Origin of the sequence: Limnomicrobium aquaticum (assembly GCF_040545545.1) — a bacterium.
GTDB lineage: Bacteria > Pseudomonadota > Alphaproteobacteria > Rhizobiales > Rhizobiaceae > Ensifer_A > Ensifer_A aquaticum.
On sequence record NZ_JBEPMB010000001.1, the window covers coordinates 1,613,240 to 1,640,149 of the forward strand.

29 protein-coding genes and 1 riboswitch are annotated in these 26,910 nt (G+C 63.2%); of the genes, 21 read left to right on the top strand and 8 right to left on the bottom strand.

Annotated features, from left to right (window positions below; genetic code table 11):
• Positions 1 to 79 precede the first annotated feature (79 nt).
• Both ABID16_RS08090 and ABID16_RS08095 read left to right on the top strand, forming a co-directional pair.
• The gene (locus tag ABID16_RS08090) at positions 80 to 2,245 is read left to right on the top strand and encodes an autotransporter domain-containing protein (protein WP_354555776.1); all 2,166 of its coding nucleotides are present in this window, start codon (positions 80 to 82) and stop codon (positions 2,243 to 2,245) included.
• A gap of 239 nt (positions 2,246 to 2,484) precedes the next feature.
• Positions 2,485 to 4,647 carry an autotransporter domain-containing protein gene (locus tag ABID16_RS08095; protein WP_354555777.1) on the top strand — a complete coding sequence of 721 codons (2,163 nt, stop codon included), beginning with the start codon at positions 2,485 to 2,487 and terminating at the stop codon, positions 4,645 to 4,647.
• A 246-nt stretch (positions 4,648 to 4,893) separates the two neighbouring features.
• Here the strand turns inward: ABID16_RS08095 and ABID16_RS08100 are convergent, their stop codons facing one another.
• Positions 4,894 to 6,129, bottom strand: coding sequence for a peptidoglycan-binding domain-containing protein (locus tag ABID16_RS08100; RefSeq protein ID WP_354555778.1), 1,236 nt, complete (start codon positions 6,127 to 6,129; stop codon positions 4,894 to 4,896).
• A complete protein-coding gene (locus ABID16_RS08105) occupies positions 6,101 to 7,651 on the bottom strand; it encodes a sensor histidine kinase (RefSeq protein WP_354555779.1) in 1,551 nt (516 codons plus the stop codon). The genes ABID16_RS08100 and ABID16_RS08105 overlap by 29 nt, the downstream gene beginning before the upstream one ends.
• A 487-nt stretch (positions 7,652 to 8,138) precedes the next feature.
• Here ABID16_RS08105 and ABID16_RS08110 point away from each other — a divergent pair, with 487 nt between their 5' ends.
• Both ABID16_RS08110 and ABID16_RS08115 read left to right on the top strand, forming a co-directional pair.
• Entirely contained in the window at positions 8,139 to 8,582 is a 444-nt protein-coding gene (locus ABID16_RS08110; protein WP_354555780.1) for a DUF5330 domain-containing protein, read from the top strand.
• 157 nt (positions 8,583 to 8,739) lie between these two features.
• Positions 8,740 to 9,156, top strand: coding sequence for a SufE family protein (locus ABID16_RS08115; protein WP_354555781.1), 417 nt, complete (start codon positions 8,740 to 8,742; stop codon positions 9,154 to 9,156).
• Between the two features lie 315 nt (positions 9,157 to 9,471).
• Here the strand turns inward: ABID16_RS08115 and ABID16_RS08120 are convergent, their stop codons facing one another.
• From ABID16_RS08120 to ABID16_RS08130, 3 genes are all read right to left on the bottom strand, one after another.
• Positions 9,472 to 10,281, bottom strand: coding sequence for a DUF6456 domain-containing protein (locus tag ABID16_RS08120; protein ID WP_354555782.1), 810 nt, complete (start codon positions 10,279 to 10,281; stop codon positions 9,472 to 9,474).
• Positions 10,274 to 10,699 (bottom strand): helix-turn-helix domain-containing protein, encoded by a 426-nt coding sequence (locus ABID16_RS08125; protein WP_354555783.1) that lies wholly within the window; start codon positions 10,697 to 10,699, stop codon positions 10,274 to 10,276. The genes ABID16_RS08120 and ABID16_RS08125 overlap by 8 nt, the downstream gene beginning before the upstream one ends.
• A gap of 222 nt (positions 10,700 to 10,921) precedes the next feature.
• A complete protein-coding gene (locus ABID16_RS08130; RefSeq protein WP_354555784.1) occupies positions 10,922 to 11,575 on the bottom strand; it encodes an energy-coupling factor ABC transporter permease in 654 nt (217 codons plus the stop codon).
• A gap of 59 nt (positions 11,576 to 11,634) precedes the next feature.
• Positions 11,635 to 11,872: riboswitch (cobalamin riboswitch) on the bottom strand.
• A 206-nt stretch (positions 11,873 to 12,078) separates the two neighbouring features.
• Between ABID16_RS08130 and ABID16_RS08135 the strand changes: the two genes are divergently transcribed.
• The 10 genes from ABID16_RS08135 (at position 12,079) to ABID16_RS08180 (ending at position 18,670) form a co-directional block, all read left to right on the top strand.
• Positions 12,079 to 12,468 (top strand): hypothetical protein, encoded by a 390-nt coding sequence (locus tag ABID16_RS08135; RefSeq protein WP_354555785.1) that lies wholly within the window; start codon positions 12,079 to 12,081, stop codon positions 12,466 to 12,468.
• Between the two features lie 110 nt (positions 12,469 to 12,578).
• Positions 12,579 to 13,274 (top strand): Crp/Fnr family transcriptional regulator, encoded by a 696-nt coding sequence (locus tag ABID16_RS08140; RefSeq protein ID WP_354555786.1) that lies wholly within the window; start codon positions 12,579 to 12,581, stop codon positions 13,272 to 13,274.
• The gene (locus tag ABID16_RS08145) at positions 13,271 to 14,389 is read left to right on the top strand and encodes an ABC transporter substrate-binding protein (protein WP_354555787.1); all 1,119 of its coding nucleotides are present in this window, start codon (positions 13,271 to 13,273) and stop codon (positions 14,387 to 14,389) included. Before ABID16_RS08140 ends, ABID16_RS08145 begins: the two co-directional genes overlap by 4 nt.
• Positions 14,386 to 15,450, top strand: coding sequence for a FecCD family ABC transporter permease (locus tag ABID16_RS08150; RefSeq protein WP_354555788.1), 1,065 nt, complete (start codon positions 14,386 to 14,388; stop codon positions 15,448 to 15,450). The genes ABID16_RS08145 and ABID16_RS08150 overlap by 4 nt, the downstream gene beginning before the upstream one ends.
• On the top strand, positions 15,447 to 16,205 hold the full coding sequence (locus tag ABID16_RS08155) for an ABC transporter ATP-binding protein (RefSeq protein WP_354555789.1): 759 nt from the start codon (positions 15,447 to 15,449) through the stop codon (positions 16,203 to 16,205). Before ABID16_RS08150 ends, ABID16_RS08155 begins: the two co-directional genes overlap by 4 nt.
• Positions 16,206 to 16,239: 34 nt before the next feature.
• Entirely contained in the window at positions 16,240 to 16,743 is a 504-nt protein-coding gene (locus tag ABID16_RS08160; RefSeq protein WP_354555790.1) for a copper chaperone PCu(A)C, read from the top strand.
• Positions 16,744 to 16,767: 24 nt separating this feature from the next.
• Entirely contained in the window at positions 16,768 to 17,274 is a 507-nt protein-coding gene (locus ABID16_RS08165) for a copper uptake system-associated protein (RefSeq protein WP_354555791.1), read from the top strand.
• 243 nt (positions 17,275 to 17,517) lie between these two features.
• Positions 17,518 to 17,742, top strand: coding sequence for a hypothetical protein (locus ABID16_RS08170; RefSeq protein ID WP_354555792.1), 225 nt, complete (start codon positions 17,518 to 17,520; stop codon positions 17,740 to 17,742).
• Positions 17,743 to 17,912: 170 nt separating this feature from the next.
• Entirely contained in the window at positions 17,913 to 18,323 is a 411-nt protein-coding gene (locus tag ABID16_RS08175; protein ID WP_354555793.1) for a universal stress protein, read from the top strand.
• Between the two features lie 29 nt (positions 18,324 to 18,352).
• Entirely contained in the window at positions 18,353 to 18,670 is a 318-nt protein-coding gene (locus tag ABID16_RS08180) for a TraR/DksA family transcriptional regulator (RefSeq protein WP_354555794.1), read from the top strand.
• A gap of 413 nt (positions 18,671 to 19,083) precedes the next feature.
• Here ABID16_RS08180 and msrB read toward each other — a convergent pair whose 3' ends face one another.
• From msrB to ABID16_RS08195, 3 genes are all read right to left on the bottom strand, one after another.
• Positions 19,084 to 19,491, bottom strand: a complete 408-nt coding sequence (gene msrB, locus ABID16_RS08185; RefSeq protein WP_354555795.1) for a peptide-methionine (R)-S-oxide reductase MsrB — start codon at positions 19,489 to 19,491, stop codon at positions 19,084 to 19,086.
• A 179-nt stretch (positions 19,492 to 19,670) separates the two neighbouring features.
• The gene (locus ABID16_RS08190) at positions 19,671 to 20,171 is read right to left on the bottom strand and encodes a type II toxin-antitoxin system YhaV family toxin (protein ID WP_354555796.1); all 501 of its coding nucleotides are present in this window, start codon (positions 20,169 to 20,171) and stop codon (positions 19,671 to 19,673) included.
• Positions 20,172 to 20,174: 3 nt separating this feature from the next.
• Complete coding sequence (locus tag ABID16_RS08195; RefSeq protein ID WP_354555797.1) at positions 20,175 to 20,507, bottom strand: type II toxin-antitoxin system PrlF family antitoxin; 333 nt, start codon at positions 20,505 to 20,507, stop codon at positions 20,175 to 20,177.
• 177 nt (positions 20,508 to 20,684) lie between these two features.
• On the opposite strand from ABID16_RS08195, the gene ABID16_RS08200 reads away from it, so the two are divergent.
• The 7 genes from ABID16_RS08200 to mnhG all read left to right on the top strand — a co-directional run bounded on the left by ABID16_RS08200 (position 20,685) and on the right by mnhG (position 26,798).
• Positions 20,685 to 23,147: a monovalent cation/H+ antiporter subunit A gene (locus ABID16_RS08200; protein ID WP_354555798.1), complete on the top strand. Its 2,463-nt coding sequence runs from the start codon at positions 20,685 to 20,687 to the stop codon at positions 23,145 to 23,147.
• Between the two features lie 77 nt (positions 23,148 to 23,224).
• The gene (locus ABID16_RS08205; protein ID WP_354555930.1) at positions 23,225 to 23,644 is read left to right on the top strand and encodes a Na+/H+ antiporter subunit B; all 420 of its coding nucleotides are present in this window, start codon (positions 23,225 to 23,227) and stop codon (positions 23,642 to 23,644) included.
• Between the two features lie 2 nt (positions 23,645 to 23,646).
• Positions 23,647 to 24,024, top strand: a complete 378-nt coding sequence (locus ABID16_RS08210) for a Na+/H+ antiporter subunit C (RefSeq protein ID WP_354555799.1) — start codon at positions 23,647 to 23,649, stop codon at positions 24,022 to 24,024.
• A 20-nt stretch (positions 24,025 to 24,044) separates the two neighbouring features.
• Positions 24,045 to 25,607 carry a Na+/H+ antiporter subunit D gene (locus tag ABID16_RS08215; protein WP_354555800.1) on the top strand — a complete coding sequence of 521 codons (1,563 nt, stop codon included), beginning with the start codon at positions 24,045 to 24,047 and terminating at the stop codon, positions 25,605 to 25,607.
• Positions 25,604 to 26,077 carry a Na+/H+ antiporter subunit E gene (locus tag ABID16_RS08220; protein ID WP_354555801.1) on the top strand — a complete coding sequence of 158 codons (474 nt, stop codon included), beginning with the start codon at positions 25,604 to 25,606 and terminating at the stop codon, positions 26,075 to 26,077. Before ABID16_RS08215 ends, ABID16_RS08220 begins: the two co-directional genes overlap by 4 nt.
• Positions 26,074 to 26,439, top strand: a complete 366-nt coding sequence (locus ABID16_RS08225; protein ID WP_354555802.1) for a cation:proton antiporter — start codon at positions 26,074 to 26,076, stop codon at positions 26,437 to 26,439. The genes ABID16_RS08220 and ABID16_RS08225 overlap by 4 nt, the downstream gene beginning before the upstream one ends.
• Positions 26,436 to 26,798: a monovalent cation/H(+) antiporter subunit G gene (mnhG, locus tag ABID16_RS08230; protein WP_354555803.1), complete on the top strand. Its 363-nt coding sequence runs from the start codon at positions 26,436 to 26,438 to the stop codon at positions 26,796 to 26,798. Before ABID16_RS08225 ends, mnhG begins: the two co-directional genes overlap by 4 nt.
• Positions 26,799 to 26,910: the final 112 nt, after the last annotated feature.

Here is a 26,910-nt window from a genome sequence, read left to right on the forward strand (position 1 = left end):
ATATGTTACGGGCTCCGGCATTGACCAAACGCAAGCCGGATTGATAGGCGTGAGGCGTTTATGCGTTAAGGATTTATTCATGTTTCAGCGGGTCAACGGGGCAATTGCCGCCCATCGGTCGCAGCAGAACGATACGGGCCCCGCTCTCCCTCTCACCGCGCCGCCCAGGCGGCTTGCGGCCCTCGCGACAGCCGCCCTGCTGGCGAGCGCGGCGCTGACGCCGGCGATGGCGACCCAGGTGAACCCGCAGCCGGGCAATCCTCTCGACATCGGGACGCTTGGGGGGCCGACTTCCGATGCATTTGCGGTGAGCGGCGACGGATCGGTCGTCGTCGGACAGGCGGAAAATGGCAGCTGGACCCATGCCTTCCGATGGACGCAGGCAGGCGGCATGGCCGATCTGGGCGACATGGCCGGGGCCGGTGGCGGCAATTCGTTTGCCTATGGCGTCAACGCGGACGGAACGGTCGTCGTCGGGTCAACAGACACCGGAAACGGTTACTTCGCATTCCGCTGGACTCAAGCCGGCGGCATGATCAACCTCGGCGCCTTTCCAAACGGCGCTGGTTCCACGGCTAGTGCTGTCAACGCCGACGGGTCGGTCGTGGTCGGACAGGCAAATGCTGGCTCCTTCAACAGGGCGTTCCGCTGGACGCAGGCAACAGGCATGTTCGACCTGGGAACCTTGCCAGGAGGGTTTACGTCTTCGGCCACCGGCGTAAGCGGCGACGGATCGATTGTCGTCGGAGAGTCGGACGACGGCACCGTCAGTCTTCCGAAGCGCGCCTTTCGCTGGACTCAGGCAACAAGCATGGTCAGCCTTGGAACCCTCAATGGCGGCACGGAGTCCCGCGCGACAGGCGTCAGCTCGGATGGAACCGTCATCGTCGGTTATGCCAACGATGGCAATGACAGCAACTGGCAGCGGGCGTTTCGCTGGACACAGACCGGGCAGATGGTCAGTCTGGGAACCCTGGCCGGCGTATCCTTCGCGAAAGCCGTCAATGCCGATGGGTCCGTCATCGTCGGCAACTCTGACGACGGCAACACGCAGCTCGGCTTCCGCTGGACCCAGGCCACGGGCATGATCTCGGTAGACCAGTGGCTGCGCAATAACGGCGTGACGCTGAACGCCGACGTCACATCGACCGCCACCGGCGTTTCGGCCGACGGCAGCGTCGTCGTCGGGACATTGCAGAACGGCCATGCCTATATCGCGCGCGGTCCGGTGCCGGTGCAGACGCCAGCTTCCGGCGGGACAGACACTCCGGCAAACACGACATCGACGACAACCGGCACCACGACCACCACGGCCGGTCTCATGGATGTCACCAACTATCAGGCGAGCCTTGCCGCGTCCCCGCGGCTTGCACCGCAGGTGCAGAATGCCGATCTGGTCATGAACGGCGCGCATTCCTCTCCGCTCTTCATGCTGCTGGATGCCGGGCAGTCGTCTGCATCGTTCACCGGCGATGGCGGCTATTCAAGCGTGAGGTCCGCGCAGGGCGGCATCGGCGCCGGTGAATTCGGCTTCGGGCGCGGGATCGAGGGCGGCTGGACGGTGCGCGTTGCAGGCGGCGGGCAGTATGCGCGGATGGATACGCCGAATGCGGGGAATTCGGTGTTCTCGTCCGGCTATATCGCGCCCGATGTTTCCTATGCCGTTGGCGGCGGCGTGGTCGCAACGCTCTCCGGTTATTTCAACTGGGGCAAGGCGGATATCCGTCGCGGCTATCTCAATGGCGCGGCCAACGATTCCTCCTTCGGCACCGCTGCGACGCAGACCTATGGCGTTCGTGCCCGTGTCGACTGGCAGGATGCATTCAAGCTGGCCTCGACCGGCGTCTCGCCCTTTGTCAGCTATACCTATCTGAACGCGCAGATGAACGGTTACACAGAAGCCGGCGGCAGCTTCCCGGTCCAGTTCAACGGGTCTCGGGAGATTTCCAACGCGGTGCGCATCGGCGCTGACGCCACGACGCCGCTGAACGACCAGTTCGCGCTGGTGACGCGCTTCGAATATGGCCATCGCTTCGAGAAGGCCGGTGCGGGTGTCAACGGCCAGATCCTCGGACTTTCCGCCTTCTCCATCGACGGCGCGTCCGTCCAGCAGGACTGGCTGCGCGGCGGTCTGGGCGTGAGCTACAAGCTTGGCAACGGCGATGGGCTCGTCATGGTCAACACGTCGAACCAGACGGGCAAGAACACGACCTGGGTTTCGGCGAGTTATCGCGTGAAGTTCTAGCCTTTCGCAATACAGATCGTGAAGCCTTGAGACTTTCCAAGTACAGACCGAAAGGTCGACGCGAATTCATAGATTTTGCATTATATAATATTTTAGTTAAATAATAAATGAACGGAAATATACGCAAAAATCTCCGCGCGCGACTCAAATCCTCCCAGTTTTATTTGCCGCGTTCGCGTTGACGAAAGGCAAACTTCGCTGTTAGGCGTAGCCACAATTTATGCGTTAAGGATTTATTAATGTTGAAGCGGATTTTCAGCGCAGCCTCCACCCTCCAGTCCTTGCAGGGCAATACGAAAACCGAAGCTCATGCCGCGCGGACGGCATCGCGGGTGACTGGCCTTGTAACAGCCCTGTTGGCAAGCGCGGCATTCGCGCCGGCCATGGCGCAGCAGGTGCCGCAGGCTAACCCGCTCGATCTCGGAACGATGGATGGCGCAGGAAAATCGTGGGCCACTGCCGTGAGCGCGGATGGAACGACGGTGGTCGGGGGCAATGGCGGCGATGTTTTCCGCTTCGTCCAGGGCGGCACGATGCAACCGATACCGGGCTTCTTGCAAGCCGCCGGAATCAACGGAACGTCCGGCTTGGCGACGGCTGTAAACGCTAACGGAACGGTCGTCGTCGGCTGGGCCTATAACTCCCAAAGGCAGGAGATCCCCATTATCTGGACCGCCACAAACGGTGCTTCCGTTCTGGACCCGAACAATCCGGTCTTTGCCATCCCGAATGCCGTCAGCGCCGATGGCACCCGCGTGGTCGGTGACAGGCCGGGCACGGAGAGCAGCGCCTTCTTGTGGACGCAAGGAGTAGGTTATGAAGCCCTGAATACACTGGATAACAGATCCTCTTCGCACGGGGTCGGCATCAGCTATGACGGCAACGTCGCCGTCTATAACGTGGATGACGGCAACGGGACGGGCCTGAATTCGCGCGCGTACCGCTGGACTGCCAATAGCACAATAGCCCTTTCAAGACTGAACAACGGAAACGCTGTTCACGCAACGGCTGTGAGCGGCGACGGCATGGTGGTCGTCGGTTATGCCAACGACGGCAATCTCAACAATGTTCAACGCGCATTCGCCTGGAGGCTTGTCAACGGCGTCGGAACCATGACCAGCCTCGACATTCTGAATGGCGGCAGCGTGTCCCGCGCCAACGCGGTGAACAGGGACGGCTCGGTCATTGTCGGCATCGCCGATATCGACGGCCAGAACGCGATCACGCGCGGCTTCCGCTGGACCCAGGCCACGGGCATGATCACGGTCGAACAATGGCTCCAGAACAATGGTGTCGCGGTTGGAAACAACCAGACCACGACCGCCACAGGCGTTTCGGCCGATGGCAACGTTGTCGTGGGCTGGTTGCGGAACGGCCATGCCTATGTCGCGCGCGGCGCGGTGGCGGTGCAGGCGCCGGCCGCAGGCGGGACAAACAATCCCGCGACCCCCGGGACGACCACCACCACCGCCGGCCTGATGGATGTGACCAACTACGCCACCAGCCTTGCCGCCTCGCCGCGGCTGGCGCCGCAGGTGCAGAATGCCGATCTCGTCATGAACGGCGCGCATTCATCTCCGCTCTTCATGCTGCTCGATGCGGGGCAGTCCTCCGCATCGTTCACGGGCGATGGCGGCTATGCCAATGGCGCTTCCTATCGTGGCGGCCTCGGCGCAGGCGAATTCGGCTTCGGGCGCGGGATCGAGGGCGGCTGGACGGTGAGGCTCGCGGGCGGCGGACAATATGCCAGGTTCGATACGCCGAATGCAGGGAATTCGGTGTTCTCTTCTGGTTATGTTGCTCCCGATGTGTCCTATGCGATCGGCGGCGGCGTGGTCGCAACGCTCTCCGGCTATTTCAACTGGGGCAAGGCCGATATCCGTCGCGGCTATCTCAATGGCGCAGCCAACGATTCGTCCTTCGGCTCGGCTGCGACTCAGACCTATGGTGTCCGCGCCCGTGTCGACTGGCAGGATGCATTCAAGCTCGCATCCACCGGCGTCTCCCCCTTCGTCAGCTACACCTATCTCAATGCGCAGATGAACGGTTACACCGAAACGGGCGGGAGCTTCCCGGTCCAGTTCAACGGGTCGCGCGAGGTTTCCAACGCGGTGCGTATCGGGGCGGATGCCACGACACCGCTCAACGACCAGTTCGCCCTCGTCACCCGTTTCGAATACGGCCATCGTTTCGAAAAGGCCGGTGCGGGAGTGAGCGGGCAGATCCTCGGGCTTTCGGCCTTTTCCATCGACGGCGCTTCGGTGCAGCAGGATTGGCTGCGTGGCGGTCTGGGCGTGAGCTACAAGATCGGCAACGGCGACGGGCTGGTGATGGTCAATACATCGAACCAGACGGGGAAGAATACGACCTGGGTTTCGGCGAGCTATCGCGTGAAGTTCTAGGTGTTCGTTACGATTGCATCGGATTGCCGGGCAAGACCGGTGATGTTTTTATTCGCAGCGCCCCCTCACCCCGCCTCCGCTTCGCTCGGCAGACCTCTCCCCGGTGGGGCGAGGAGGAACGGAGAGGCTGCGGCAAACTCCCTCTTCTCCCCTTGGGGAGAAGGTGGCCCGAAGGGTCGGATGAGGGGACTGCCAAGCGCAGAGGCGCTGGTGTAGCGGGCTGTTTCTGCTTTCGGCTCGCCGTTGCTAGAGCGCGCCGATCTTCTTCAGCTTTTCCAGCACCGCCTCGTTCGGCTCGCCGGTGACGGGGAGACGGTAGTGCTTCTCGAAGTGGCGGATGGCCTCCTTCGTCTGCTCGCGGGCGACGCCGTCGACGGTGACGTCGCGATAGGCGAGATTGGATAGGCCCTTCTGGATGGCCATCGTGAGGTTCGAGGGCGTGCCCCCCGATTTGGCGGGGGCTTCGGCCTTCGCCGGGATGGCGGCGGGCCGCTGGCTGGTCGCGACGATTTTCTGCGGCGCGGGCTTTTGAGCGGCCCTCTGTGCGGCATTGTCCGACGGCTTTTCCGCTGCCTTCTGAACCGGCTTCTGTTTCGGCTTTTCGGCCTGCTTTTCGGCGGGCTTATGCGGCTGTTTCGCCGTCTTGGCCGAGGCATTCGGGATCGGCGCCGGGGGAATGGGCGGGGCCACGGCAGGGCGGGCGGCCTTCACGCTCTCGGACCGCGTCATGTCCGTCTGCGGCTTGGACGCTTGCGGACGTGGCGTCTTGGCAATCAGCGCGGCGACCGGGTCGGCCGCCTTCGGCGCGGGCTTTTCGGCGGACTTCTCAACGGGCTTGTCGACGGGCTTCTGGGGGGCCTTGGCGACAATCGCGCCGGTCACGTCGCTGGGCCTGTCGGGCGGGACGACGTTGAACTCGGCATTGTCCTTTTTCAGAAGATCAAGCACGGCCGCATCCGCTGCCCCGGTCTGCTGCAGACCACGCGTTTCCTGATAGAACATGATGGCCGCTTCGGTCTTCGAGCCCATGACGCCATCGACCGGGCCCTCATAGAGACCGCGGCGGGCGAGATTGGCCTGGATCTGACCGACAATATTGTCCGCGCCCGGCGCAGGATCGTCATGCACGACAACCCCGTCCACCGGCTTCTGCGCAGCTTGCTGCGGGGCGGCTTCCGCGGGGGCGGTCGCGTCGCGCTCGATGCGATAGGTCGTCGCGGCGTCTCCGCCCGGATGCATCGCCTTGGCGGCATAGTCGCGGAAGGCATCGCGCGTGTCGAGCCAGGGATGCGGATGCGAGCTCGGCTGATACCAGAGCGCATTGGCGGCTACGAACGAGAAAACGATGGCAAAGGCTGCCGTCCCGCCGGTCGCAACCGGGTTGCGCATGGCGGCCGCACCGATCATCGCCGCGCCGCCCGCAATCAATCGCGAGACGCGCCCGGCCTGCCTCTTAGGCGGTCTGCGCTTTCGCGTGGTCATGGGCATTTTCCTTCTTGTCATTCATGCTTTTCGCTGCGACCGGCAGGCGCGGCGGAAATTCAGCTCTTGCGTCGAGAGGGACAATCTCGACGACGGCAGGTGTCGTTTCATTCGAGGTTTCAGGACCGGCTTCGGGGAAGCTGACGGAGACGACGGTCCCCTCGCCCAGCCGGCTTGCGATGGAAACACGGCCGCCATGCAGCTCGACCAGGCCCTTGACGAGCGAGAGGCCGAGGCCGGTGCCTTCATAGCGGCGCGCATAATCGTTCTGCACCTGCATGAAGGGGCGGCCGAGCAGTGCGATCTTGTCTTCCGGGATACCGATGCCGGTATCGCTGACTGTGTAGACGATGTCTGCGCCCTTGCGTTCGCAATCGAGCGAGACGACGCCGCCGGCATCGGTGAATTTCAGCGCATTGCCGACGAGATTGATGAGCACCTGCTGGACGGCGCGGCGGTCGGCCACGAGTTCGCCGGCATCGCGGGCAACACGGCTCGTCAGCGTCACGCCCTTGTTCTTCGCCTGGAGCGAGAGCATGGATTCGCAGGCGGTGACGGCGTCGGCGGCCGCGAAATCCTCGCAGACGAGTTCGTAGCGCCCTGCTTCGATCTTGCTCATGTCGAGCATGGTGTTGACCACGGCGAGCAGATGATTGCCCGACTGGTTGATGAGGGCGACATATTCGCGCTGGCGGTCGTTTTCGAGCTTGCCGAAATATTCGCCGGCCAGAATGTCGGAAAAGCCGAGAATGGCGTTCAGCGGTGTGCGCAGTTCGTGGCTGACGGCGGCGAGGAAGCGCGTCTTCGCCTCATTGGCGGAATTTGCCTCTTCGGCCTTTGCCGAAAGCGCACGCGTCACCGCCTCGTCGGCAGCCGTGTCGTGCATCTGCGAGAGGAAGCCGGCGAAGTCGCCGCCGCGGCTCTGAATGGCGCTGAGCATGAGGCGGCGGTGAACGAACTGGCTGCGGGCGTCTTCATCCGTACCGCGCGTTTCGAAGCGCAGGTCGATCGTCGAGCCCCTGCCGCCCTGGCGCATCGCATCGACGGCCTGCAGGAAAAGGATGCGGTCGGAAACGTGGATCTGGTCGAGGAAACCCTTGGCGTCGAGCGCGCGCAGGTCGCGCATCATCAGGGCACGGTCGCGGCCACGCACACGAATCACAAGGCCGCGTTCGTCGTGGACGGTGACGAGGCCGGGCAGCAGGTCGAGCAGCGGGTCGTCGGTTGTGCGGGCCATCGCGTCGTCGGCAACGATCTCTTCCGGGGCAGCAGACTGTTGCGTCTTATTGGAAAGCCAGGCGGCGGCGGCGAGCGCGAGCGCCGCAACGCCACCGACACCGGCGGGAAGCGCAACGGCGGGGCTGGCGACGAGGCAAAGGGCGGCGGGCGCGACCATCATGCCATAGAGACCGAAGGCGGCGATGCGCTCGACACGCCGGGCGGCAGCAGGGTTTTCCAGCGCAAGGCCAGGCGCCCATGCGTTCGCCAGCCTTGGCGGCAGCGACGACATTTTTCCGGCCATGTTACGCAGAACCCGCAACGCGATTACCCTGTGACTCATATTCTTATATGGGACGACATTGGCGCACCCGGCTTAAGGAAAGTCTAAAAACGGGAGCCGAACCGTTGAGTTTTTCTGTCGCAATCCCGTTTTGGAGCGAATTATCGAGGGCATCGGAGATCGTGGTTAACACCCCGTAAGCGCCTGAAAAACCTCAATTTGCCGCAAGCGTTAACGTTTCGGCCGCAGCCGATCCCCGCAAAGCCCTGCAAGAACTGGACTTCGGGGCGGCCAAGATTAACGAAGATCGCTCAAATGCGGCTCAAATGCTCCAAAAGGCAAAATCGATAAAATTTGAGACAAATTCGCTTCAAAGCCTCGCATTTTTTGAAAAGCGGTTTTTGCATCTTCAAGCCTAATGTCTTCTCAAGCCGGACGGGAACACGAACCGGCAGACAAGAACCGGCAAAAAGACCGGGACAAGAGCAAGAAGACAGGAACCGAAACCATGGGCATGCTGATCAAGGGAACCTTCTGGTTTTGCGCCGTACTGGTCGTGCTGCCCTTCTTTGATGGCGAAGCCCAGAAGAAGCTGGAAGGCGCGCCGCAGGTGGAAGCCGCCGATGCCGTGAGCGCCGCCACCGGCGCACTCTCCTATATCGGCGAAATGTGCTCGCAGCGCCCGGAAGTCTGCATCAAGGGCGCCGAAACCGTCTCGGCACTCGGCAACCGCGCCAAGGAAGGCGCGCTCGTCGCCTACAAGCTTCTCGACAAGAATTTCTCGGACAAGCCGGCCACGACAGCCGCTGCAACCGCTGCCGCCAAGGCCGAAACCAGCCCGAACGTGGCGGAAGCCACCAAATCCATTCCCGCTGCCGCCGAGCAGCCGCTGCCAGATGCAGTGGTCACCGGCACAGTCATCCCCGTTCCTTCGGCCCGCCCGAAACACTAAGTTTCTACTCATCTACCGATCCTGCCTGAACTCGCGACTTTCGCGAACGCCGCAAGCCCCGTGCCTGCGGCGTTTTCTTTTTGTCCAAATGGAAAAGGTTTCATTCGGCGGAATTTGTCTCTATATCCGGGCCTGACAAAAAATGGACAGGCACTGCATGGCGACTATCGAGCAGATCATCGAGGACTTCTCCTTTCTGGACGAATGGGAAGATCGCTATCGCTATGTGATCGAACTGGGCAAGGCGCTGCCGGATCTCCCGGCCCACGAGAAGACGGCTGAAAACAAGGTGCAGGGCTGCGCCAGTCAGGTCTGGCTCGTCAGCCATAGGGGCGAAGGGGCAGACCCGGTCATGACCTTCGAAGGCGATAGCGACGCCCATATCGTGCGCGGGCTGGTGGCCATCGTGCTGTCCATCTATTCCGGCCACAAGGCCTCCGAGATTGCCGCAACGGATGCGATCGACACGTTCAACACGATCGGGCTGGTGGAGCACCTGTCATCGCAACGGGCGAACGGGCTGCGCTCGATGATCAAGCGGATCAGGGCGGAGGCGGTCGCGGCGGCGGGGTGAGCTTGCGGGTTTGAGAAGTCCCTTCCCAACCCTCCCCACAAGGGGGAGGGCTATCGCATTTGAAATTCCTGGGTGACGGTGTGCGGTCCTCTCCCTCTTCTCCCCTTGGGGAGAAGTGCCGAACGCAGTGAGGCGATGAGGGGTTCCCATCTTGCGCAGGGGTCAAGAGAACCCCTCATCCGGCCCTTCGGGCCACCTTCTCCCCAAGGGGAGAAGAGGGAGCCAAGACAATTTGCACCTTCATATTGGCCATATGCGATTGCCCTGCCCTTGTGGGGGAGATGGCGGCAGCCAGAGGGGGTATTTCGCCCCCCCTCACAACTCCGGCCGAAACCCCTCCTCGCCCCATTGCCGCATCTCGCGCCGCGCCGGCGGCGTGTAGTGCCGGTGCAGCGCCATTAGTGCCGTTTTCAGCATCAGTTTGGCCGAGCGCGGGGGCCATTGGCGTTCGCGTTCTACCGTTTCCAACCCCTTCATGAAGCAGCAGATGTCGAGCGCGACGCCGGAGAGTTCGGGGCCCAGCGCTGCGAGTGCGCGGTTGACGCGCAGGCGCGCGGCGATTGCCGTGTCGGAGAGATCGGCGACACTGCCTCGATCGCCCTTGACGGATGTGCCGAGGCGCGGCTCGAAGCGCATGGTGATCTGCGGCTGCAGCTGGCCGCGGGTGAAATCCAGATGCAGGCGTTCGCCGGCAGCCAGCGCCTCGCACGGGAAATAGGTCTCGCCCGCCCTGCCCTTCAGCCGCTCAAGCGCTGAAAGCGGTGATTCGGCGAGGTTGCGGGTGACACGGACGGTCTCGCCATCGACGGAAGCGGTTGTCTCCTCGATGTCGCGATGCGGGCGAGCAAAGTCCGGCTCGGGCGTTTCGTGGCGCGCCAGATAGGCTTGCGCCTCGGGCAGCGGGCGGATGCGCGTGCCTTCACGGGCGATCAGCCCCTGCCGGGCGGCGAGGAGCAGGATGGCGGGCGCAACGCCGAACCGTGCCGTCGGCGTCCGCAGTTCAAGCGTCGCGGCCGATGCACCCGTCTTTGGCGCGGCGGTCGCGCAAATCTGCGCACCGGCGGGCGGCAGGGATTTGAGGAAACGGAGCAGCGCCGGCACGGATTTCGTCGCATTCTCAGTCATTGGCGACCTCGCCGACATGGCCGAAGGCGAGAAGAGCGATGCGCTCGATCGCGGCGACGAATTCGTCGAAGTCGCGGTCGTCGCGGCGATCCTCGACGACCGCGCAGGCATGCGCCACGGTGGAGCGGTCGCGGCCGAAGCCCTCGCCGATGGTGGTCATGCGCATCTGCAGTGCGACATGGCAGACATACATGGCGATCTGACGGATATGGCAGGCGAGCCGACGACGCTCGCGGCGCATGCCGATGCGGTCGCTGCAGACGAAGAGAAATTCCGCCGTCATCAGCCGCACCGACTGGCAGATGATGCGTTCCGGCCGCGCATCGCGCAGCGCCGAAAGCGGTTGCCGGGCAGGTTGCCGCCTCGGCGCGCGGGGTTCGGTGCGCTCTGCCGCCCCCGGATCTTTGCTGAGATTCATGAAAGCCTCCTACGTGATAGGAATTTATTCATACACCCTAGAGGGATTCCATGGATGTTTGGAAGCCGCCCTCAGCAATCTATGATTGTTTTTTCTTAAGTTTTCGGAAATTTGACGAATGTTTTGGGATTTTTTTCCTCATATCCTGAAACTGTGCATCACGAAAGAAGGGCGGGCTCCGCGAGGAGCCCGCCCTTTCCAAAGGGTGAAACAGTAATTGGATCAGGCGAAGTTCAGCCGGCCAAGCTCCGTGAAGCGGGCGAGCGCGCCCGAATTGCGCCAGGTCTTCATGATCGTCACCGTCGTGAAAGTGATCAGCGCCTCGAGACCGAAGACGGGCATGTAGGCGAGCGCCCAGCGGCCCCAGTCGACAAGGGCGAAACTGTCATTCGAGATCATCAGCCAGAAGGCAACCATGGCGGAGACGCCGGCATAATAGACCGCATCGATGCGCAGCACGCGGGCGAAGCTGAAGCGGTCAGCCGCGTTTGCGGCAAAGAGGCGCTTGCCGAAGGTCTCGTGGACGGCCACCAGCGGCAGCATGAGGGAGAGCGAGTTGACGCCGAGATGGAGGAGATCCTGCGGCTCGAAGAAGAAGCCCTGCAGCAGGAGGCCGAGCGCGAAGCCCAGCATGGCCGGCGTAAAGCCGAAGAGCAGGTAGACGGTCGTTGCGCCGATCAGATGCAGTTCGGACGGGCCGACGGCGAGATGCCAGGACTGCATGAGGACGGAAAAGACCACCGCCGCAAGGCCGGTCTTGACGATGTTGAGCGGCGCGCGGACGAGCGCCGGGAGCTGCGTGGCCACAACGGCGAGTGCTGCGGCATTGGCGGCTGCCACGCGCAGGGGATCGATGATTCCAGGTTCGATATGCATATTCGTTTCCTTGCTTTGCGCCCACCGCGCAAAAGGTGTTTTGTCGAACCGCAGCCTTGTGGCTGCGGCGGTCCATGGCAGGTCTCCTGGCTTGCGGGTCTTCGCCTTTTCCTTCGCCTTATCGGTCATCTTTGCTGGCATGTCGCGCAGGGACATGCCTCAGACCAATGGCATTCGAAGGAAGGCTCTCCGCTCACAGTTGCGGGGGCAGCCACGGTTTCGGGTCCTGATGGATACGCCTCACCGTGTTCCCTTTTAATCCTCGCGCCTCAAGGCGCGATGGAACCACTGTGACAAGTGCTAGATGGTTTGTTGGCCGCGGGCAAGCGGGTGAGCGCCACAGACTTGTGGAGTTGCGCCAGCGCAAAGTCTTCCGTCGCGATCTGAGCTATCCGGTCTGATAACGGATGGAGAATCACCCCACCGATTGGGCAAGAATGCCGCATTGACGTTTCACGTCCTGCGGCCTATCCGTGGTGAAGGACGAGGGAATTTATCTGCCGATGCAGTCGAAACGGGCGACATTGACGGGGATCGTGACGCGCTTCTTCTGCGCGATCGCTCTCCTGTCGCTTGCGCTTTCAGCCCCGGCGGAGGCCAATTCGCGCGCGCTGTCGAGCGAAGAAATCGCAGCCTACATGCTGCCGGACGGCTCGCTGCCGTCGCTCTGCGTCACCATTCCAGATGGCTCCGGCCAGGGCAAGATCGTCAAGCTGGGGGCCGACAGTCTCGGGCTTCATCATCATGACGTGATCCTGCCCGTTCCAGCCGAGACGGCCGGCGCGCGCCTCGTCATCGTGGCCGAAGGGCTCGATCCGGCGCGACCGGATGCGCTTCGCCACCGTCTTTATCCGCCCGGCGCCGGCCCGCGCGCACCACCCGCATCCGCCTGACAGACCGAACCGGCGCCGCGACCTTGTCGTGCGGCGCCCTCTGTCACGAGCGGATCCGCGCCACACCCTCATCGAGGCGGCGCAATCCGCCAGCCAAGCGGAATTTTCCCATGCTTCATGTCAACACGCGGCAAGCGATCCTGCCGCATCCCGTCACCGTCCATATCGGCCTGAAACCGGTGGAGACGGTGAAATCCTTCGTCAACTTCATCGCGCCCGGCGAAGATCTCGGCGTTTCCGAGACGAGCCCGCGGCTCTACCGCGTTGTTGATGGCTGCCTTGCCGTCTACCACCTTCTGGCCGACGGACGCCGGCAGATCACCGACATTATCGGACCCGGCCGGGCGATTGCGCAGCAGCCCGCGCATGACGGCAACCGCTCGATCAAGGCGCTGACCTATACCGAGGTCGAGGTGCTGGACCCCGCAGCAAACCCCGCACTGGCAGCCGAGACCGCGCTGGAGGCGCTGATGCGGCTGACCCGCCACGCCACGCTGCTGGGCCGCATGAATGCTGCGGAAAAGGTGGCCAACGGGCTTCTCGACCTTGCCGAACAATTCCCCCGCAAGCTGCGCCAGGGCCGCCCGGTGCTGACGCTTTATCTGACGCGCAGCGATCTGGCCGACTGGCTGGGGCTGACGATTGAAACGGTGAGCCGCACGCTCAACCAGTTCAAGCGCGACGGCGTGATCGACTACGCCCATGCCGAAATCGTGACACTCACCCGCCCCGAGCGACTGAAGGAAATCGCATCCGGCAACAACCCGACGACCTCGGCGCGCAGCAGCAAGGGAAAAGCAGCATGACCATCTTCAAGTCACTGGCGCTTTCCGCCGCCGCTCTTCTCCTTGGCGCAAGCACCGCGCTTTCGGCCACCGTCACCGACGTTCTCGATCGCAAGGTTGAGCTCGCATCGCCGCCGCAGCGCATTCTGCTCGGCTTCAACTTCGAGGACTTCATGGCGGTCGGCGGACCGGGCGTCATGGACCGCGTCGTTGCCGTTTCCGCCCCCGTCTGGCGCGACTGGCGGCCGGGACAATATGCGGCCTATGTAAAGGCGATCCCTTCCATTGCCGACAAGGTGGATGTGGGCGATGCCGAGGCCGGCACGTTCTCCGTCGAAAAGGCGATTTCGGCGCGGCCGGATCTCGTCATCCTCGCCGCCTGGCAGTTCAAGGCGCTGGGCGAGACGGTGAAGCAGTTCGAGGCGGCGGGCGTCCCTGTCGTCGTCATCGATTACAATGCGCAGACGCTCGACAAGCATCTGCGCTCGACAACGGTTCTCGGCGCGGTGCTGGGCCAGCCGGAGCGGGCGAAAAAGCTCGGCGATTTCTACAAGGGCTCTGTCGAGGACACGATTGCCCGCGTGAAGGAAGCCCAGAAAACCGAAGGCGGTCCGCCGAAGAAGGTCTATGTGGAGCTTGCCCAGAAGGGTCCGGGCGAGTTCGGCAATTCCTATGGCGACACGATGTGGGCCGGGGTGATCGACATGGCCGGCGGCGTCAATATCGCCAAGGGTCAGGTCGGCAACTGGGGGCCGCTGCGTCCGGAATATGTGCTGTCCGCCGCGCCCGACGCCATTTTCCTCGCCGGCTCCGAATGGTTGAGCAAGCCGCAGGCCGTTTCGGTCGGCTTCGGCGCCGACCCGGCGGTCGTCAACCAGCGGATCGCCGCCTATCTGAAGCGGCCCGGCTGGGATCAGCTGCCGGCGGTGAAGGCGGGCGAGGTTCACGCCGTCTATCACGGCGGCAGCCGCACGCTCTCCGATTTCGTCTATGTGCGCTACATGGCGAAGGTTCTGCATCCGAAGGCGTTCGAGGATGTCGATCCAAATGCGGAGATCCGCGCCTTCTACAAGGCCTGGCTGCCGATCGAGGCCACTGGCGTCTTCATCGAGCAATACAAGGCCGCCGTCCAATGAGCGAGGCCGCCGTTCTTGCAAGCCCGGCTTCAAGGACCGCGCGGGCCGGCGCGACGGGGAAACTCGTCGCGCTGGCGCTTTGCGGGCTGGCGCTGGTCGCGGCATTGGCCGTCGATCTTTCGACCGGGCCGTCCGGCATGCCGCTCGACACGCTCATTCCGACACTTCTTGCCGGGCCGCACGGGGCCGACCGCATGGCCGCCACGATCCTCTGGCAGCTTCGCATGCCGGAGGCCGCGATGGCGACACTGGTCGGGGCGTGCCTCGGCCTTTCGGGATTGCAGATGCAGACCATCCTCGACAATCCGCTGGCAAGCCCGTTCACGCTGGGCTTTTCCGCCGCTGCCGGTTTTGGTGCTGCGGTGGCGATCCTGTTCGAACTCAGCCTGCCGCTGCCGGCGATCTATGCGATCCCGGTGGCCGCCTTCGCCATGACGCTGGTGGCGGCGGCCATCGTCTATCTGATTGCGCGCGTCACCGGGGCGAGCCCTGAAGTGCTGGTTCTGGCCGGTATCGCGGTTCTCTTTTTCTTCCAGTCGCTGCAATCCTTCCTGCAATATATGGCCTCGCCGGAAGTGTTGCAGCAGATCGTGTTCTGGCTGTTCGGCAGCCTGCAGAAGGCGACGTGGGGCGGAGTCCTGACCGTCGCGGTCATTCTCGCCGCCACCCTGCCCTTCATCATCCGCGACTGCTGGCAGCTGACGGCACTGCGGCTCGGCGAGGACAATGCGGCAAGCCTTGGCGTCAAGACCTGGGCGCTGCGCCGCCGCACCTTCGTGCTGACCGCGCTGCTGACGGCGGCGGCCGTCTCCTTCACCGGAACCATCGGCTTCATCGGCCTCATTGCGCCCCATGCGGCGCGCGCGCTGGTCGGCGAGGATCACCGCTTTGCGCTGCCGCTTTCGGCGCTGGCGGGGGCCGCGATGCTCGCCGGGGCCTCCGCCTTCGGCAAGGCCGTGTCGCCCGGCGGGGTCATCCCGGTGGGCATCGTCACGGCGGTCATTGGTGTGCCGGTGCTTTTCGCCATTCTCGTCCTCGGAAAGAAAGGACGGCTGGCATGAGCCTCGAGATCCGCAACATGACTGTCATGCGCGGCGGGCGGAAGACACTGGCCGATGTCTCTCTGTCGCTGTCCGGCGGCGGGGTGACGGCGGTTGTCGGGCCGAACGGTGCGGGCAAGTCCACCTTTCTGTCGGCCCTTGCCGGGCTTCTCCCGCATGATGGCGCGATCACCTGGAAGGGCGCGGCGCTCGACCGGCGGGCGCTCGCCTATATGCCGCAGAATACCGATATGCGCTCGGCACTCACAGTGCTCGAAGTCATGCTGCTGGGACGGCTGGAGCGGCTGGGCGTGCGCGTTGGCGAGGAAGACATTGCCGATGCGATGGCGCTGCTGGCCCGCTTCGGACTATCGGATCTCGCATCGCGCACCATGCCGACGCTCTCTGGCGGGCAGCGCCAGCTGGTCATGCTGTCGCAGCGGCTGATGCGGCGGCCGGAGGTTCTCATCATGGACGAGCCGACCAGCGCGCTCGACATCCGCCACCAGATGGAAGCGCTCGGGCACATCGAGACTTACGCGCGCGAAAGCGGTGCGCTGGTCCTGGTGGCGCTGCATGACATCAATCTCGCCGCCCGCTTCTGCGGGCAGATGCTGCTCTTCGCGCGCGGTCGGCTGATCGGGGCCGGCGCGCATGAAGACGTGCTGACGGCGACCACCATTCGCGGGGCCTATGGCGTGGAGGCGGAATTCGTCGCCTCGCCCGCCGGCCATCGTGTCTTCATCCCCACCGGGCTTGCCCCGGCGGGTTTCTGACAACGGAAACACTCGTTCAACAAGGAGAATACCCATGAACATCATCAAGACCATCGGCCTGACGATCGCTGCCGGCCTCCTCGCAACAGCCGCCTTGGCCCACGAATACAAGGTCGGCGAACTCGAAATCGTGCATCCGGCCAGCCGCGCCATGGTGCCGGGTGCGGCTGTCGGCGGCGGCTTCATGGAGATCACAAACCATGGCAAGGCCGACGACACGCTCGTGTCCATCACCTCGCCCGCAACGCCCGACGTGCAACTGCATGAAATGGCCGTGACCGACGGCGTGATGAAGATGCGCCAGCTGAAGGACGGCATTCCGGTGCCGGCCGGCAAGACGGTCGAACTGAAGAAGGGCGGCCTGCATGTCATGTTCATGGACGTGAAGACGCCGTTCAAGGAAGGCGACAAGGTTCCGGCCGTGCTGCACTTCCAGAAGGCCGGCGACGTGAAGGTCGAATTCCAGGTCGGCCCGGCCAATGGCGGCGAGATGAAGCACGACATGAAGGACATGAACGGCCAGAAGCCGAAGGGCTGAGCGTATCGTCGCGGAGGAGATGACATGACGAACTGGAAACTTGCGGCGGCTCTCGCCGCCGCGCTGGCATGCGCCGGCAGCGCTCTGGCGCACGATCCGAAACAGCATGACCACGCCGCGTCCGCCGCCGTTGAGCAGCCTGCCGATCCGCAGGCCGCGATACCGCTGGTGCTGAAGGCGATGTTCGAGAAGGAGGGTGCGCCGCTGACGGTGGAACCGGTGAGCGTCGCCGGCGACTGGGCCGTGGCCGGCTGGGCGCAATCGGGCAATGGCGGGCGGGCTCTCCTGAAAAAGGGCGAAAAGGGCTGGGCCGTGCATCTGTGCAGCGGGCAAGGCATCCGCACGCTCGAAGGGCTAAAGGCTGCCGGCATCCCCGCTGCGGAGGCCAACAAGCTTGCCGCCGACATCAAGACCGCCGAGGCGAAGCTGGGGCCGGAGCGGATTGCGCTCTATGACAGTTTCGAGGGGACCGTGATGATGGGCGAAGACGGCCATCACGGCGGGGGCCACGACGCGCACAAGACGAAATAGTCTTCCTGCTGCCGCAGGTGAAATTTCCCCTGCGGCAGAATGCTGCACTGCGATTTAATTGCTTTACCGCAAATATGATCGGCTCTAATGCGCTATTCGGAAATTGACGAAGATCACAGGGAAGAAGAGATCTCGGCCAGACGGCAGGCTTTCTTCGACCATCTCGCTTTGCATTTCGTCAATTCTTGATCAAACGCAAGTTTTGGAAGCCTCCGGCTTGCCGAACAGGGAAAGGACTGTGCCATGCAGGCTGTCATCTACAATATCCCCCTCTTTGGATGGATGCTGCGCGAGGCGGCTGAAGGCACCGTCACGGCGAAGCTGCTCTTCGTCATCAACTGCCTGCTCATCTGGGCGCTCGCCATCGTGATGTTCGGCTTCCCGGCGATCATCATTCCCGCACTTGCCGCCGTTGCCGGCATGTTTGTGATTCTCTTCATTCTGTCCTGGCCCTATCTTGGCGATTGAGGCCGACTGACGCCTTGAGATGGATCAACCGGGCGGTTGACGGAGATCAAGCAAAAGCTTGATTTCAATCAATGCGGGTTTGTCAAAAAAGACGGAACCTCTCCACCAAGACGGCGGCATTGAAGCGAGGCCCCCTGGCCCCACGATGCCGCTGCCGGATGGAGAGCATCATGTTCAAGAAAATCATTGTCGCGGTCGATATCGCCCAGATCGACAAGGGTGCGAAGATCCTGAAGAAGGCCGAAGCGCTGGCCGATGATGGCGGCGAGATCGTGGTTCTCAACGTGGTCGAGGATGTGCCCGGATATCTCGCCATCGACGTGCCGGGCCATGTGATCGAGAACAACCGCAAGCAGGCGCTCGATACGCTCGACAAGATGCGCGCCGAAATCAAGGTGCGCACCCGCGCCGAGTTGCGCACGGGCCAGCCGGCCAGCAATATTCTGGCCGCCGCAGAAGCGCATCACGCAGACCTGATCATGGTCGCCTCGCATCGGCCCGACATTTCGAACTATTTCCTGGGCTCGACCGCCGACCGCGTGGTCCGCCACGCCGACATTTCGGTGCTGGTCGATCGCTGAACGAAAAACATTCACCCGGAGAGAGGGCGATGAACGCCATGAACCCACATGAAGCGAGACTGCTCGCGCGCAAGCACGAGCTGACACGACGGCTCGGCAAGATCGAGACCGACCTTGACGCGACGCCCAATCCCGACAGCGAGGAGCGGGCCACGGAGCGCGAGAATGACGAGGTTCTGGAAGAGCTTGGCCTGCAGGGACAGATGGAGCTGAAGGCCATCGAGGCGGCGTTGCGGCGAGTGGCCGATGGCACCTACGGCACCTGTGTTCGCTGCGGCGGCGCCATCAGCCGCGAACGGCTGGAGGCCGTGCCCCATGCGGCGCTCTGCAGAGAGTGCATGGGATAATCAAGCGGGCAGCCGGCGCGGGCTCATGCGGCGGCTGACAACGACAAAACGAGGCGCGGACCGTTCCCGGGGTGAGGCGGTTAAACCCTTTCTCCGCGCAACGTTGAGGCCGGGTGTTCACGGGGACCACCCGGCCTCATTTTGTTTTGACGGTATGAAACGCACAAGCGGTTCATTCCTGTCCAAAACATTAGATGTGCAGTCCTGATCCGGCCCTTCGGGCCGCCCCCTCATCTACCCTTCGGACATCTTCTCCCCGCTGGGGAGAAGCGGGAGTTCGCCGCAGCCTCTCGGACCTCCTCGCCCCATCTGGGAGAGGTCCGCCGAGCGAGAGCGGAGGCTGGGTGAGGGGGAAGCCGCAAATGCAACCGCAGTTGGCCGACGTTGCGCAAACTTCCCTCTCCTCATAGCCCTCACTTATCCGGCGTGAAATTCATCGCCGTGCCGTTGAGGCAATAGCGCAGGCCGGTGGGCGGCGGACCGTCGGGGAAGACGTGGCCCAAATGGGCGTCGCAGCGGGCGCAGCGGATTTCGGTGCGCACCATGAAATGCGAGCGATCCTCGATCTCCCTGATCGCATCGTCCGATACCGCCTTGAAAAAGCTCGGCCATCCGCAACCGGCATCGAATTTCGTGTCCGACACGAAAAGCGGTGCATCACAGCAGACGCAGGAATAGGTGCCACGATCGAACGTGTTCCAGAAGGGGCCGGTAAAGGGCCGCTCCGTGCCGTGCTCGCGGGTGACATGATACTGCGCCGGCGTGAGCTGGTCGCGCCATTCTTCGTCCGACTTGGTGATGACGGGGACTATGCGTGCCATATGCGCCTCCATGCGACTTGCCTCGCCTCTCGCAGAACCTGAGAAAGCTCAGAGACTGATTCAAGGCGTGGCGTTCTGCCAATTGATTTTGTTGAAGTTACGCGACGAAAGATGGGGATGTCGAGACGCTTCAGCAATGGCGCGGGAGATCAAGCGGGATCAACTTGGTGTGAGTGGGGTCATTTCTGATCAGGCGCGGAGCTGCTGGACCTTGCAAACCGCTCTGACGTCTTCTTGCCGGACGCGGCCCGCAGTAGCGTATCCCAATCATCAGGCGGATTGCCGTCATTGAGCATCCCCCTGAAAACCGCGTAGGCATCCGTTTTCGAGCCATAGGTTCTCAGCGAATTCTCGTCGTTGATCCATGCGAAAATGATGACGCGTGCTCGACTGCTATAGCGGAAGAACAGGCGGAAGCGCCCTGCCCCGAACTTGGCACGGAACCAGTGGCGGCGATCCGGGCCAAGCGTCTTGCCCTGCACGTAAGCGGACGACGTTGGATCGCCGGGGATTTTCGAGAACATCAGCGTCAGCAGGGCGGCGAGCAGCTTGGCGTTTGCGCTGCTGCTGTAGCCTTCCGGATCCTTCCGCTTCTGGACCTCGACGGCTGCCGTCAATTTTTCCAGTTGATCGAGAAGGAGCGGATGGGCGAAGACGGTCCAGCCGTTGATGACCGGCATCGGTCAGAGCACCACATCGCCGTCGATGGGCGCCTCGGGATCGATCTGCATGCCTTCCGTTGCCGTGACCATGCGCTCCACAAGCGCCGGCGGGAATTTTTGAATCCGGTCAGGATGTTGCGCCATGTCTTCGGCAAGAAAGTTCAGGAAGCGGCTTATGAGCGGGTCATCCTCGCCCTCTTCCTTTTCCCGACGGATCGACACTGTTCGATCTTCATTGACGTAGAAGGCGACACGTCCGCCGTATTCAACGCCCAGCGCCTCGCGCACGGCCTTTGGGATCGTCACCTGACCCTTTTCCGTGATGGCGCTGATCTTTTTCAACAGTGCAGGCATTGGCTTCTCCTTGGCTCGAAAAGTAAGGGAAAATCCTTACTTTGTCAATCTGCCGGTCGGCTCATGGCCAAAATCCGAATAACAGCGACTTCCTCACTCCCCCGGAAAATCCCCGCGAAAGCTTGAGCCCACCGCCACATTGCCCTATCCCTTCTCCTCAACCCTGACGGAGAACTCATGGCGGCGAGCGACGCGCCCTACATCTTCCTGGCCCTGATGGCACCTTTTCTGGCAGCGGCGGCGGCACCCGTTCTGACACGGGCTCTGGGGCATTGGGCGGCGTTGCCGCTGGCGCTGGTGCCGGCGGGGATTTTTGCGTTCTTCTGCCGGGCGTTGCCTGATGTGCAGGGCGGGCAGGCGCTGACGGGTGGCTATGTCTGGGTGCCGTCCTTCAATGTCAGCTATTCCTGGCTGATCGACGGGCTTTCGCTGACCTTCGTGCTGCTGATCTCGGGCATCGGGGCGCTGATTCTTCTCTATGCCGGCGGCTATCTGAAGGGGCATCCGCAACAGGGGCGGTTCTTCGCCTTCATCCTGATGTTCATGGGCTCGATGCTCGGCGTCGTCGTCTCAGACAGCTTTCTCATGCTCTTCGTCTACTGGGAGCTGACCTCGATCACCTCTTTCCTGCTGATCGGCTTCGACCATGCGCGCGAGGCCTCGCGGCGGGCGGCGATCCAGGCGCTGGTGGTGACGGGCGGCGGCGGACTGGCGCTGCTCGCGGGCCTCATTCTCATCTGGAACGTCACCGGCATCAGCACCATTTCGCTGCTCACCGAATATGCGCCGGCGCTGAAGGCGAGCCCGTATTACTTTGCAGCGCTCTTGCTGATCCTCGGCGGCGCCTTTACCAAATCGGCGCAATTTCCGTTCCATTTCTGGCTGCCGAACGCCATGGAGGCCCCGACCCCGGTCTCGGCCTATCTGCATTCGGCAACCATGGTGAAGGCGGGCGTGTTCCTGCTCATGCGGTTGCAGCCGGCGCTCGGCGACACGCCGGCGTGGGAAACCATCCTGCCGGTCTTCGGCGGCGCCACGCTGATTGCGGGGACCATCATCGGGATCGGGCAGACCGATTTGAAGCAGATGCTGGCCTATACGACCGTTGCCTCGCTCGGGCTTCTCGTCATGATGACGGGCTTCGGCACGCCGCATGCGCTGGAAAGTGCGGCGCTCTATCTCGTCGCGCATGCTTTCTTCAAGGGCGCGCTGTTCATGGTGGCCGGCGCCATCGATCATGAGGCGGGCACGCGCGACGTGACGCGGCTCAGTGGTTTGCGGCGGGTAATGCCGGTGACCTTCGCCGCCGCCATCGTTGCGGCGCTGTCCATGGGCGGATTGCCGCCGTTTCTGGGATTTCTCGCCAAGGAAGAGGTCTACGAGGCGCTTGCCGGGGGTAATCCGCGGGCGATTGCCTTCACGCTGGCGGCGATCGTCGGCAACGGGCTGATGTTTGCACTCGCCTTTGCGGTGGCGCTGAAGCCGTTTGCCGGGGCGGAGCGGGATTTACCCGGGCCGCATCATGAGGCGGAGGCTGGGACGGAGATTGGGGCACCCCCCTCTGCCCTGCCGGGCATCTCCCCCTCAAGGGGGGAGAATGGCAAGCGGCACGCACCCCATATCCACGAAGCCCCTGCCCTCATGCTGGCCGGTCCGGTGGTGCTGGCGCTGGCGGGACTCCTGGCTGGCGTCTTCTCCCAGGCATTCCACGCGACCTTCGCCTCGCCGATGGCGTCTGCCATCGCGCATGAGGCGCGTGCCATCAGCATCTCGGCGATCCCGCATCTCTCGCTGCCCTTCCTGCTCTCGCTTGCGACGATTGCGCTTGGCGTCATCGTCTACCTCTTCCTCGACCGTGCGCGCGAGGCGGCAACCGCTGCGCTGGAATCGATCGGATGGGGACCGGATCAGGGGTTCGACCAGGCCATGAGGGGGCTGGTCAGGGGTGCCTATCTGATCACGCGGCGCATCCAGACCGGCCGGCTGGAGACCTATATCATGGTGACCTTCATCGTGATTGGCGCTTCGCTCCTGCTGCCGATGGCGGTCTTTTCCGAATGGCCCGCCCTGCCCGGCTGGCCGGTGGGGGTCGCGTTCCATGAGCTTGTCATCTTCGCCATTGCCGTCATCGGTCTGTTCGCCGTCGTGGGTGCTGCCGATCGGCTGACCGCCATTGTGTCGCTCGGCATTCAGGGCTTTGCCGTGGCGCTCATCTTCATGCTCTACGGCGCGCCGGATCTCGCTTTCACGCAGTTCATGGTGGAAACGCTGTCAGTCGTGATCCTCGCGCTCGTCATGACGCGGCTTGACCTCAAGCCCAGCGACCACCGCCACGGGCGGGAACTCGTCAAGGACGCGATCATCGCGCTGGCCTGCGGGGTGGGCTTTACAGCGCTTCTCCTGCGCGCGGTGCAGGGGCCGTTCAACACGGCGCTGACCGACTTCTTCAGCCAGTGGTCGAAAGTGGTGGCGCATGGGACGAATGTCGTCAATGTCATCATCGTCGACTTCCGCGGGACGGATACGCTGGGCGAGATCGCCGTCGTCACCATCACGGGCCTCGCGATCCTCGCGCTGATCCGCATCCGCGCGGGCGGCGACGTGAAGCCGGCCGACAACGATCCGGAAAGGAGCGCCTGATGGCCAAGCCCAAACCGGCAAAAGCGCCTGCATCCCGTTCGGCAGGCGCCCCGAAGCGTAGCTCCGGATATCGGGGCATGGACACGCTGATCTTCCGCACCATGGCGCCGTATCTCACGGCGCTGATGGTGCTCTTTTCCGTCTTCGTGCTGCTGCGCGGGCATAACCAGCCGGGCGGCGGGTTCATCGGCGGGCTGATCGCGGCCTCGGCCTTTGCCATTCTCGGCATTTCCAACGGGGTTTCGGCGGTGCGCCGGGCGCTGTGGTTCGATCCGATCGCCATTGCGGGCACGGGGTTGGCCGTGTCCGCAATCGCGGGCCTTTTCTCGCTGTTTGCGGACGTTCCCTTCATGACGGCGCTCTGGGCGTTTCCGAACATTCTCGGCACTGAAGTGGCGCTTTCGACGCCCATGCTCTTCGATATCGGCGTCTATCTGGTGGTGACGGGCGCGATCACCGCCATCGCACTGGCGCTTGAAGAACGGGAGGACGACTGATCATGGAAGGGTTCATGGCCATCATCGTCGGCATCTTCTTCACTGTCGCGATCTATCTCATGCTGTCGCAATATATCATCCGCATCCTGCTGGGCGTCGCGATCCTCGGCAATGCGGTCAACCTGCTGCTCTTCATTGCCGGGCGCGTGACGCGCGAGATCCCTCCGATCATCGGCAAGGGTGCGGACGTTCTGCCGGCAAGTGCCGCCAATCCACTGCCGCAGGCGCTGATCCTCACGGCCATCGTCATCTCGTTTTCCTTCTTCGCCTTCCTGCTGGTGCTCGCCTATCGCGCCTACCAGACGCTGAAGACCGACGACACGCACCAGATGCGTCTCGCCGAGCCGGAAGACGCCCCGCCGCCGCCGCTGGGCTATTGAGTGGGAGATTGAACGGGTTCATGGCCTCCAACAGCATCCCCCTCGAAGCGCTTGAAAAGTCTTTTGTGCTGGCACCCATGCCGGCGTCACACTGGCTTGTCATCGCGCCGCCCGTCTGGTGCCTGCTCATAGGCGCGATCCTCATCATGGTGCGCAAGCGGCCTGGGCTGCAGTCGTGGCTGGCTGTCCCGGCGCTGGGCGCGCTCGTGCTGATCGATGCGGCGCTGCTTGTTGCCGTCACCCGCGAGGGACCGATCACCATGGTGATGGGCCGCTGGCTGCCGCCCTTCGGCATTGCGTTTACCGTGGACCTCACCGGCGCGCTCTTCAATCTGGCAACAGGCATCGCAGCGTTCGCCGCCGGCATCTCGGCACTCGGCGACATCGACAGGACGCGGCGGGCCTATGGCTTCTTCCCCTTCCTGCTCATGATGGTCGGCGGCGTGTCGGGCGCCTTTCTCACCGGCGATATCTTCAATCTCTATGTCTGGTTCGAGGTGCTGCTGATCTCCTCCTTCGGGCTTCTGATCCTCGGTTCCGAGCGGGAGCAGCTCGACGGCGCGACGAAATATGCGATCCTCAACCTCATCGGCACGACGCTTTTTCTCATTGCGGTCGGCATTCTCTATGCCGTCTTCGGCACGCTCAACATGGCCGATATTGCGTTAAGGGCGCCGACGCTCGGGCAGGCTGCCCCGATGATGACGCTGGGGCTGGTCTTCATTGCCGCCTTTTCGATGAAGGCGGCCGCCTTCCCGGTGAATTTCTGGCTGCCGGCCTCCTATCACACGCCGCGCATCGTGGTGGCGGGGCTCTTTGCGGGACTGCTGACCAAGGTGGGCGTCTATGCGCTGATCCGCGTCATGGTGATGCTGTTTCCCGGAGCGGGAAGCGCCTATTCGACCTTGATCGGGGTCGTTGCCGTTCTGACCATGCTGACCGGCGCTCTCGGCGCGCTGGCGCAGGCGGATCTCCGCCGCATGCTCGGCTACATGGTCATTTCCGGCATCGGCATCATGCTGACGGGCGTGTCGCTGGGCGGGCAGACGGCCATCTCCGGTGCAATCTTCTATGCGCTGCATTCGATGATCGTCATGCTGGCGCTCTATCTGCTGGCAGGCGTTGCCGGCCGGATGGGCGGCTCGTTCTCGCTGCATGAACTCTCCGGCCTCTATGCGCGCAGCCAGCTGCTTGCCGCCTTCGCGCTGGCGCTTTTCCTTTCCGTATCCGGCCTGCCGCCCTTCTCCGGCTTCTGGCCGAAGGCAGTGCTGGTCAAGGCCGCCTTCGATTTCGGCGCCTGGTGGCAGGGTGCGGCGATCCTCGTCTCCGGTCTGCTGACGACCATTGCCGCAACCCGCGCCTTTGCGCTCGGCTGGTGGCGCATGCCGGCCGCAGGCGCCGTTGCGCCGATGCGGATGCCTGCTACCGAAATCCTGCCGCTGGCCATCCTGACATTCGTCAGCGTCGGCATCGGGCTTTACCCCGAGCCGCTGCTGGCTCTTGCCCAGACGGCGGCTGCGGGGCTTCTCGATCCGACAGCCTATCTGCATTCGGTCTTTCCGCAGGGAGTGGCGACACCATGACGCGACTGCTGGTCCTCATTTTCTTCACACTGGTCTGGGCCGCCTTGACGGGGTCGTTCACGCTGCTCAATCTCGGCTTCGGGCTCGTGCTTTCGGGGCTGGCGCTGTTCCTGATCCGCGAGAATGTGCAGCCGAGCCGCATTGCGCTCCGCCCCGTGAAGGCGCTGCTGCTGGCCGGACTTTTCTTCAAGGAACTGGCTCTCTCGGCCTTCAAGGTCGCACGCCTCGTGGCCACGCCGAAGATGGACCTGAAGCCCGGCATCCTTGCCTTTCCTCTGACGGTGGACCGGGATTTCGAGATCACGCTGCTGGCCAATCTGATCACGCTGACGCCCGGTACGCTCTCGGTCGATGTCTCCGAGGATCGCCGCTTTCTCTATGTGCACGCACTGGATTGCGCCGACCCCGCCGCCACGATCCGCGACATTGCCGAAGGGTTCGAAGCGCGCATACTGGAGGCATTCCGATGACGGCGGGCGATCAGATCCTTGAGCTTTCGATCTGGTTCGCGCTTGTTGCGCTGCCGATCGCCTTCCTGATGACGGTCGTCCGCGTCATGGCCGGCCCGAGCCTGCCGGACCGGGTTGTGGCGCTCGACATGCTGGTGGCGATCGCCATCGGCTTCCTGGCCGTCGTCGCGCTGAAGACCGGATTTCATCTCTATATCGATATCGCGATGGCGCTTGGCCTTGTCGGCTTCCTGGCGACGATTGCTTTCGCGCGCTTCCTTCTGGCCACGGCCGGCAAGGCGAAGGCGGGCGTCCCGAAGGAGAGCGTCGCGAAAAAGGGCAAGGTGAAATCGGAAAGCGTGACCGGGAGGCGCAAGACATGACGCTCTGGCTTGCCATACCCGTCAGCCTGCTGATCGTGGGAGGGGCGCTGTTTGCAGTTCTCGCCGCACTGGGGCTCCTGCGCCTGCCAGACGTCTATACCCGCATGCATGCCGCCTCCAAGGCGGGTACTGTCGGCTCCGGTCTGCTGCTGATCGCCGCGGGGCTCGGATCACAGGATCCGGCGATCTTCATCCGCGCCCTGGCCGGCTTCATCTTCTTCATCCTGACGGCACCGGTTTCGGCCCATCTCCTGGCGCGCGCAGCCCATCTTGCGCATGTGCCGCTCGACCCTTCCAGCATCCGGGACGATTATGCCCGGGATGAAGCCCGCGATGAGGAAACCGTGCATCCGAAGTAAATTTGGCCGTTGCGCAACTGAAAAGACTGAATGTTCCAATCCGGGATCCAGGTGTGGCGTGTCCGAACATTCCAATTGTTCTATTCCTGTATCGTTGCGAGCAATTGTTACG